The sequence below is a fragment of the Arthrobacter sp. NPDC080086 genome (assembly GCF_040702285.1).
The window spans coordinates 104,193-112,512 of record NZ_JBFBKP010000005.1 but is presented as its reverse complement, the minus strand read 5'-3'; the positions used below and the strand labels follow the sequence as shown (position 1 = coordinate 112,512).

The 8,320-nt window shown below is 64.7% G+C and carries 8 protein-coding genes; 5 read left to right on the top strand and 3 right to left on the bottom strand.

Annotated features, from left to right (window positions below):
- The first annotated feature begins 69 nt into the window (after positions 1–69).
- Complete coding sequence (locus tag AB0305_RS03965; protein ID WP_366171576.1) at positions 70–330, top strand: hypothetical protein; 261 nt, start codon at positions 70–72, stop codon at positions 328–330.
- A gap of 78 nt (positions 331–408) precedes the next feature.
- Here the strand turns inward: AB0305_RS03965 and AB0305_RS03960 are convergent, their stop codons facing one another.
- Positions 409–972 (bottom strand): hypothetical protein, encoded by a 564-nt coding sequence (locus AB0305_RS03960; RefSeq protein WP_366171574.1) that lies wholly within the window; start codon positions 970–972, stop codon positions 409–411.
- A 153-nt stretch (positions 973–1,125) separates the two neighbouring features.
- On the opposite strand from AB0305_RS03960, the gene AB0305_RS03955 reads away from it, so the two are divergent.
- Positions 1,126–2,562 (top strand): aldehyde dehydrogenase family protein, encoded by a 1,437-nt coding sequence (locus AB0305_RS03955; protein WP_366171572.1) that lies wholly within the window; start codon positions 1,126–1,128, stop codon positions 2,560–2,562.
- 62 nt (positions 2,563–2,624) lie between these two features.
- Here AB0305_RS03955 and AB0305_RS03950 read toward each other — a convergent pair whose 3' ends face one another.
- Both AB0305_RS03950 and AB0305_RS03945 read right to left on the bottom strand, forming a co-directional pair.
- Positions 2,625–2,885, bottom strand: coding sequence for a DUF1289 domain-containing protein (locus tag AB0305_RS03950; RefSeq protein WP_366171570.1), 261 nt, complete (start codon positions 2,883–2,885; stop codon positions 2,625–2,627).
- An 11-nt stretch (positions 2,886–2,896) separates the two neighbouring features.
- Positions 2,897–4,786, bottom strand: coding sequence for a glycoside hydrolase family 15 protein (locus AB0305_RS03945; protein WP_366171568.1), 1,890 nt, complete (start codon positions 4,784–4,786; stop codon positions 2,897–2,899).
- Positions 4,787–4,801: 15 nt separating this feature from the next.
- Here AB0305_RS03945 and AB0305_RS03940 point away from each other — a divergent pair, with 15 nt between their 5' ends.
- The 3 genes from AB0305_RS03940 (at position 4,802) to AB0305_RS03930 (ending at position 8,320) form a co-directional block, all read left to right on the top strand.
- On the top strand, positions 4,802–6,055 hold the full coding sequence (locus AB0305_RS03940; RefSeq protein ID WP_366171566.1) for a DUF2252 family protein: 1,254 nt from the start codon (positions 4,802–4,804) through the stop codon (positions 6,053–6,055).
- Positions 6,025–7,746, top strand: coding sequence for a methyl-accepting chemotaxis protein (locus AB0305_RS03935; RefSeq protein ID WP_366171564.1), 1,722 nt, complete (start codon positions 6,025–6,027; stop codon positions 7,744–7,746). The genes AB0305_RS03940 and AB0305_RS03935 overlap by 31 nt, the downstream gene beginning before the upstream one ends.
- A 106-nt stretch (positions 7,747–7,852) precedes the next feature.
- Complete coding sequence (locus tag AB0305_RS03930; protein WP_366171562.1) at positions 7,853–8,320, top strand: hypothetical protein; 468 nt, start codon at positions 7,853–7,855, stop codon at positions 8,318–8,320.

Here is an 8,320-nt window from a genome sequence, read left to right as displayed (position 1 = left end):
GCTCGTCTTCTTGATCTTCATGCTCATGACGGCGGCCGAGGTTTGGCCGCGCAGGATGTGCTCGGCGCCGTGGATCCACTGCGCGAGCATCTGCGCCGCCACAACGTGCTGGCGCTGGACGAGCCGACCAACCACATGGACATGGAGTCGATCGAGTCGCTGCAGATCGCGCTGGACAAGTTCGAAGGCACGCTGATCTTCGTGTCGCATGACCGCGAGTTCGTGAGCGGCCTGGCTACGCGCATCATCGAAGTGCGCCCGGACGGCACGCTCACCGACTACCTCGGCACGTACGACGAGTACCTGCAGAGCCAGGGCGTGGAAGTTTGATCGTCGATCATTCTCTGTTCGACAAAAAGAAAGGCGGCCGGTGTGCCGCCTTTTTTGTTGCTACCGCCCACTTGGCCGCTAACTCGTCGCCTCGTCAATCAATAGATCGAGCTGGGCGATCACGTTGCCGGTATCGGGTTCGCCGCGCGTCTTGGTCAGGGCAGCCTTGAGCGTCTCGCGCAGGGCAACGAGTTCTTCAACGTTGCCGGCTTTTTCAACCTTCATCTCGAGCAGGTAGCCGCGCAGGCCGAGGTAGCGGCTGATGGTCTCGGTGTAGAACCGATACAGCCGCTGATAACCATCGATACCTTGCTCGCCCGTGGCCGAGGCTGTGGCGGGAGGCGCCGGGGCGGCCGCAACAGCAGTGTGTGGCGTGGAACTGGGCGGCGGCGGACTGGCCGGAGCACTGGTGCTGGGAGCAGCCGCGCCCGCGACATGCGCGCGGACGTATCCGCCTTGCTCCAGCTCATCGAACACCGCCCGCGTCATGCCCAGCGGCTGAAGCTGGAGCAGGATCTCGTCGCAGGTTTTTTCACCGTTGACCATCAGAAGCACGGCACGGTGACGTTGGTCGAGGTGGTTCGCGCGTGTGCGGATCTCGTCATGCCCCTTGTCGGTCTTCTGGTAGATGGTGGTGGTCATGCGATGTCTCCCTCGGCCGGCATGTCAGCGGCGCGCGCGCTGCTGGCTCTACAATAGGCTGATCATAACCGCCCGGGCGAGGCGTGAATCTTAGTCGCAACCCGGATAGCACAACGCGCAGACCGCGCATCGACCAGAGCGAGACGACCAACGATGCAGCAACGCGACAAGCTTTTCATCAACGGCAAGTGGGTGGCGCCGCAGGGCAAGGGCGTCATTGAAGTGATTCATTCGGCCACCGAAGCGGTGATGGGTACGATTCCCGAAGGCAGCGTAGCCGATGCCGAAGCAGCCGTGGCAGCGGCCCGCGCCGCATTCGACAGCTGGGCCGCCACGCCCGTTGCCAAGCGGGCGGAATACATCCAGAAGATCGCCGATGGCCTCAAGGCCCGCAGCGAAGAACTGGCGCAAATGATTGCCGGTGAAGTCGGCATGCCGATCAAGCTGGCGCGTGCCATCCAGGTGGGCGGCCCCGTCTACAACTGGGGCAATTTCGCCAAGCTGCTCGACACGTTTGCATTTGAGGAACACGTCGGCAACTCACTGGTGGTGCGTGAGCCCGTGGGCGTGGTGGGCGCTATCACGCCGTGGAACTACCCGCTCAACCAGATCACGCTGAAGGTCGCGCCCGCGCTGGCGGCAGGCTGCACGGTGGTGCTCAAGCCATCGGAAGTGGCACCGCTCAACGCGTTCGTGCTGGCAGAAGTCATTGAAGAAGCTGGACTGCCGCCGGGCGTATTCAACCTCGTCACCGGCTACGGCCCGGTGGTGGGCGAAGTGCTGGCGAGCCACCCGGAAGTCGACATGGTGTCGTTCACGGGGTCGACCCGCGCGGGCAAACGTGTGGCCGAACTCGCATCGCAGTCCGTTAAGCGGGTGGCGCTGGAGCTGGGCGGTAAATCGGCCTCGGTGATTCTGGAGGACGCGGATTTGGCAGCGGCGGTGAAGGGTACGCTGTCGGCGTGCTTCCTGAACTCAGGCCAGACCTGCTCGGCGCATACCCGCATGCTGGTGCCACGCGCCAAGTACGAAGAGGTGAAGGCCTTGGCCGCGCAGTTCGCCGAAAGCTATGTGCCGGGTGATCCCGCGCAGGAGAGCACGCGCCTGGGCCCGCTGATCTCGGCCGTGCAGCGCGACCGTGTGCTCGGCTACATCCGCAAGGGGCTGGAAGAGGGCGCGGAACTCATCACCGGTGGTGCGGAGGCGCCCGAAGGCCTGTCCACCGGTTTCTTCGTTAAGCCGACGGTGCTCGGCAACGTCAAGACCACCGACACCGTGGCGCGCGAAGAAATCTTCGGCCCCGTGCTGACCGTGATCTGCTACGACAACGAGGAAGACGCCATCCGCATCGCCAACGACAGCATCTACGGCCTGGGCGGTGGCGTGTGGTCGGGCGACGAAGCGCGCGCGATTCGTGTTGCGCGTCGCATTCGTACCGGGCAGGTCAATATCAACGGTGGGCCGTTCAACATGCAGGCGCCGTTTGGCGGCTACAAGCAATCGGGCAACGGGCGCGAGAACGGCAAGTACGGGCTGGAAGAGTTCCTGGAGTACAAGGCGCTGCAACTCAACCCCGCGCAGAACGGTTGATCGACGCGCGGCGCCCAAGAAAAACCCGGCTTCGGCCGGGTTTTTTGCGTTCGGTGCCCAGCTTACTTGCGGCTGCCGTCGGGGTTGTAGCCCTGTGCGGTGCCTTCGGCCAGGACGCGTGTCCAGACCACGTTGCGTTCGTCATCGCTCATGAACACCCAGTTGCTGACTTCCAGTTGGGTGCGCCCGCAGCCTTGGCAGACCTCGTCGAAGAGGGTTGAGCAGATGCCGATGCAGGGGCTATCGGGGCGGCCCAGCAGCGTGCTGCCGGACGCACTGGTTTCGTCGTCGGTCATGGGCGGGAAAGCGGTCGATTCGGTCATGGGGCGCTATTTTACCGGCTTCGCTTCGGCTTCGACCCTGGGCCCGGCTGCCCCGTCCGTTGGCCCACGTGATCCGCCGCCGCACACAGCGTAAGCGCGGAATTGACGAGCGCAATGTGCGAAAACGCTTGCGGGAAATTGCCGACCAGCCGCCCCACGCGCGGGTCGTATTCCTCCGCAAGCAGCCCCACGTCATTGCGCAGCGCCAGCAGCTTGATGAAGAGCGCGCGGGCTTCGTCGTCGCGGCCTTGCATGACGAGGTTGTCGACATACCAGAAGCTGCAGGCAAGGAAGACACCCTCGCCCTCGGGCAGGCCATCGGTCACGGCCTCGGTGCGGTAGCGGCGTACGAGGCCATCGACCAGCAGGTCTTCTTCGATGGCTTTGACGGTACCTCGGATGCGCGGGTCGGACGCCGGCAGGAAGCCGACCAGCGGCAGCATCAGCAGGGCAGCGTCCACTTCTTCGCTGCCGTAGCTCTGCACGAAGCAGTTGCGTCCGGCGTTGACGCCATGGGTGCAAACCTCGGCGTGGATGCGGTCGCGTATGGTGCGCCAGTGCTCTACGGGGCCTTCCAGGTTGAAGTCTTCGATGGTCTTGACCGCGCGGTCGAATGCGACCCAAGCCATCACCTTGGAATGCGTGAAATGCCGCGACGGACCACGCACCTCCCAGATGCCCTCATCGGGCGTCTGCCAGATGCTCTCCAGATGCGTCATCAACGCAACCTGCAGGCGCCAGGACGCTTCATCGCCATTGAGGCCGCCCTTGCGCGCGATGTAGAGCGCGTCCATCAGTTCGCCATACACGTCGAGCTGCAACTGCAGGGCGGCCGCGTTGCCGATGCGCACGGGTTGCGCACCTTCGTAGCCCGGGAGCCACGGTACAGTCCATTCGCCCAGGCGGCGTTCACCGGCTATGCCATACATGATCTGTACTTGCGACGGACTACCCGCGATGGCGCGCTCCAGCCATTCACGCCAGGCGCGGGCTTCGTTGTAGTAGCCGGCGTTCATCAGCGCGAGCAGGGTGAGGGTGGCATCGCGCAGCCAGCAGTAGCGGTAGTCCCAGTTGCGTACGCCGCCAAGCTGTTCGGGCAGCGATGTGGTTGGCGCGGCCACCACGCCGCCGGTGCGGTGGTACGTGAGTGCCTTGAGCGTGATGAGCGAACGCAAGACGGCCTCGGTCCATTCGCCCGCGCCCTGGCAGCGGCCAGACCACGCTCGCCAGCGGGCCTCGATGTCGACCTGCGCTTCAAGCGCATCGATGGAACCCGGCAACGGCAGATGCGATGGCGAATGCGTCAACACGAAGGGCATTGCCTCGCCTTCGCTCACAGAAAAGTCCGCCACGGTGGACAGGTTCTCGCCGCGGATGGGCGCCGGCGTGCGCAAGGTCACCATATCGGGCCCGGCGATGGCACGCAGCACGCAGTCGGGCATGTCACAGGGGGGGGCGGTGGGTGCACCGGTGGTTTCCGAGACGCGGCTGACCCACGGCACCGAGGCGCCGTAGTCAAAGCGCAGGGTCAGATCCATGCGCATCTCGACGGTGCCCGACAGCCCGCGCACGATGCGGATGAGATCGGATGTGTCATCGCGCGTGGCGGTGCCGGGCAGGCGCGCGGTCATCAAATCCGTCAGGCTGACCGTGCCGGTGTCGGTCTCAAACACCGTCTCCAGTACGAGCGTGCCAGGCAGATAGCGCCGATGCACTGTGTATACGTTGCCCTGCGGGGCGATACGCCACCGGCCATGGTCGGGCGTGCCGAGCAGCGCGGCAAAGCACGCACCCGAGTCAAATCGGGGCCAGCACAGCCAATCGATCGAGCCATCGCGCGAGACCAGCGCCGCGGTTTCGCAATCGCCAATCAACGCGTAATCTTCGATTTTCGAGGGCATTGCACTCCACTCCAGATGATCGACGAGGCCGCGACCATGCACGACAGCACCCGCACCATTCTTGAATACAACGCCGGGCGCGATCCTGAACGCCTTACCCGCAAGCTCGCCGCCATCGCGGCCGACCCGTTCTCGTTCTTTCGCGGCACCAACAACTTGTACGCTGCCTCTCTGGCCGAGGCCCCATTGCTCCATGATGCGCCGCGCACGCTGGTCTGCGGCGATCTCCACCTGGAGAACTTCGGCAGCTTCAAGGGCGACAACGGCCTCGTCTATTTCGACATGAACGACTTTGATGAGGCCCTGGTGGCGCCTTTCACGGTCGACATCGTGCGCGTGTTGTCGAGCCTGCAGGTGGCTGCACGCGGCTGGAAGCTGGCTGACGAAGACGCGCACAACCTGTGCCGCCGCTTTCTCGATACGTATGCTGCGTCGCTGGTCGATGGCAAGGCGCGCTGGGTGGAGCGCGCCACGGCCACTGGCATCGTGTACGACCTGTTGCGCGGTCTGCGCAAACGCAATCGCGCCGCCTATCTCGCCAGCCGGACCGAGCGCGACGGCAACCGCGTCAGCCTGCGCATCGATGGGCGCCGCACGTTGCGTGCCAGCAAGGAAGAGGCCCGCCGCGCCCGGCGCATCCTTGAGGCATATGGGGAACAGGGCAATGGCCACGGTCAGCGCTTCATCGCGATTGACGTGGCCCGACGCATTGCCGGCACCGGCAGCCTGGGGCTGGAGCGCTATGCCGTGCTCGCACGCCCCGAGAAAGACCCCGCCACGCTACGGATGATCGATATCAAGCTCTCCGTGCCCAGCGTCTGGGCGGATACGCTGGGCAGCGCGTGCAGTGTGGCGCCGTGGCGTAGCGAGGCCGGGCGCGTGGTGGACATCCAGCGCGTGTCGCAGGCGATTTCACCCGCGTTGCTGCGGGGGGTGGTCTATGGTGCCAAGGGCGAAAAACCGAAGTCGTACGTGGTCAAGAGCCTGCAGCCGACCGCCGACCGCGTGTCGCTGGGCACGGGCAAGCACGTTATCGCCAACCTGGACGACGCCCTGCAAACCATGGCGCGCGTGGCCGCGTGGTGCCACCTGCGCGGCTGCGGCCGGCACGGCACCGACCTGGTGGAGCGCGTGCAGGACTACGCCGCCGGCACAGCATGGCGCAAGTCAGCACTCAAGCTGGCGGCCCACGGGCGGCAGGTGTCCCTCAAGCAGTGGGCCGAATTTGCCGAGGACTATTGGCGGGCTCGCAGGGGCAAGCCCGGCTGACCCTGCGCCAAAATGCGGGCGATGGGTGCACTGATGCGCACATCACCCTCAAGTTCTGCGCCAAGGGAACCGATAGTGCGGAGGTAGCCGGCCGCCCGGCGCGATCGTCGCGCCTGCGTGAGAAGCCGTGCACGCCACTTTCGCCGCCCATGTCCGCCCGTCTGACCATCCGCACCCGTCTGGTGCTCTCGGTTTCACTCCTGTTCTTGCTCGCTTTGCTGATTGGCGCTGCCGGCTTGCTTGGGCTGCGCGATGCCAACCGCGCGCACGAAGAAACCTTCACCAACCAGTTTCCGTCCGCACTCGCGCTGGGCGAGTCTGACCTGAGCCTCACGCGTGCCCGTACGGCGCTCGACAAGGCAATGCTGTATCCGGAAGACAAGGGCGCGATGAAGCTGCTGGACCGCACCGAAGATCTGATTGCCGAGTCGGATGTCGCCTGGAAAAAATACCTGTCCCTGCCGCGCGACGCGGAAGAGGAGCGCTTGGCCAAGGACGTGGCCACCAAGCGTGAAGCTGCGTCCGGCAGCCTGCGCGACATCATCAAGGCGCTGCGCGCTGGGGACCGCGCAACGGCAGACAAGATCATGGAAAAGGGCGTCTCGGCGGCCTTCCGTGATTCCAATGATTCGAGCCAGGCACTGAGCAAGAAGCAGCTCGCGTTCTCGAAAGCCAACTACGACGCATCGCGCGAGGCGTATGCGCGCTTCCGCATGATCGTGGTCGCCGCCATCGCCTTTGCGCTGGTGGTGGCGCTGTGGTGTGCGTGGTCTTTGCTGCGCGCGATTGTGGGGCCGCTCAATGCCACGCTGGCGCAGTTCGAGCGCATTGCCGCCGGCGACCTCACGCAACCGGTGCACATTGACCGCCAGGACGAAATGGGCCGCCTGCTCGAAGGTTTGGCCCGCATGCAAAATGCGTTGACCGATACCGTGCGCCGCGTGCGTAACGGCTCGGAATCGATTGGCGCCGCCACCAAGCAGATTGCCGCCGGCAACGCAGATTTGTCGCAACGCACGGAAGAACAGGCCAGCTCGCTGGAAGAAACGGCCTCCAGCATGGAAGAGATGACCTCCATCGTGCGCCAGAATGCCGACAACGCCCGCCAGGCCAGCCAGCTGGCCGACAGCGCGTCGGACGTCGCCGCCCAGGGCGGTGCCGTGGTGACCGACGTGGTCGCGACCATGCGCGAGATCAGCGCGTCCTCGCGCACGGTGTCGGAAATCATCGGCGTGATTGACGGCATTGCGTTCCAGACGAACATCCTCGCGCTCAACGCCGCCGTGGAAGCGGCCCGTGCAGGCGAGCAGGGCCGTGGTTTTGCCGTGGTGGCTGGCGAAGTGCGCAACCTCGCGCAACGCAGTGCCGCTGCCGCCAAGGAAATCAAGGAGATGATCGAGGCGTCGCTGTCCAAGGTCGAGACCGGCAGCGCGCTGGCCGAACGCGCTGGCAGCACGATGGAAGACATCGTGTCCTCCATCCGCCGTGTGACCGACATCATGGGTGAGATTGCTGCCGCCTCCAACGAGCAAAGCTCAGGCATCGAGCAGGTCAACAAGGCCGTCACGCTGATGGACGAAGCCACGCAGCAAAACGCTGCGCTGGTGGAACAGGCAGCGGCCGCAGCCGAATCGCTGGAAGAGCAGGCGCAGGCGCTGAATGCTGCAATTGCGGCATTCCGCCTGGTCTGAGTGTATCGATACGATTTGCCGTATGCGTCGGCATGTGTTGCGATAACTTGCCTTGAGCACGGTTTCCGGTTGATATAACCGGCTGGCTCAATCAAGGAATCACACCATGCCGTTCATCATTGTCGGGTTTGCGCTGATTGGTCTGCTCGTCTACGGCGCAGTCCGGTTGTATGCAATCGTCGCTGCGGCTTACGGCGCCGTGGCAGGCAGCGCGGCGGTGCTGGTTGCCGTGACGCTGCTAGCCTGCGCGGTCATCACCCTCATCCGGCGTTACCGCGCCGTTCATGGCGTCAACGTGAAAGGGCAGCGGATCGTGTCCCTCACCGGGAGCTGGGGCCAGGTCGCAGTAGATGCCGAAAGCAAGCGCGGGACGCTGCAACTCCATGGCCAGGACGCCCGCTTTCTCTTTGCTGATATTGCCGGCGCCGATGCGGTCGAGCGCGAAGGCGCCTGGACGCTGGCGCTGCGTCTGAAGCATCAGGCGCAGGCGGAGTGGCTGATCCCGATGCGCAATCATCAGGAAGCCAAGCGCTGGGCGAAGATTTTTGCCCTGGCTGCCACGCAAGAGCTTTGA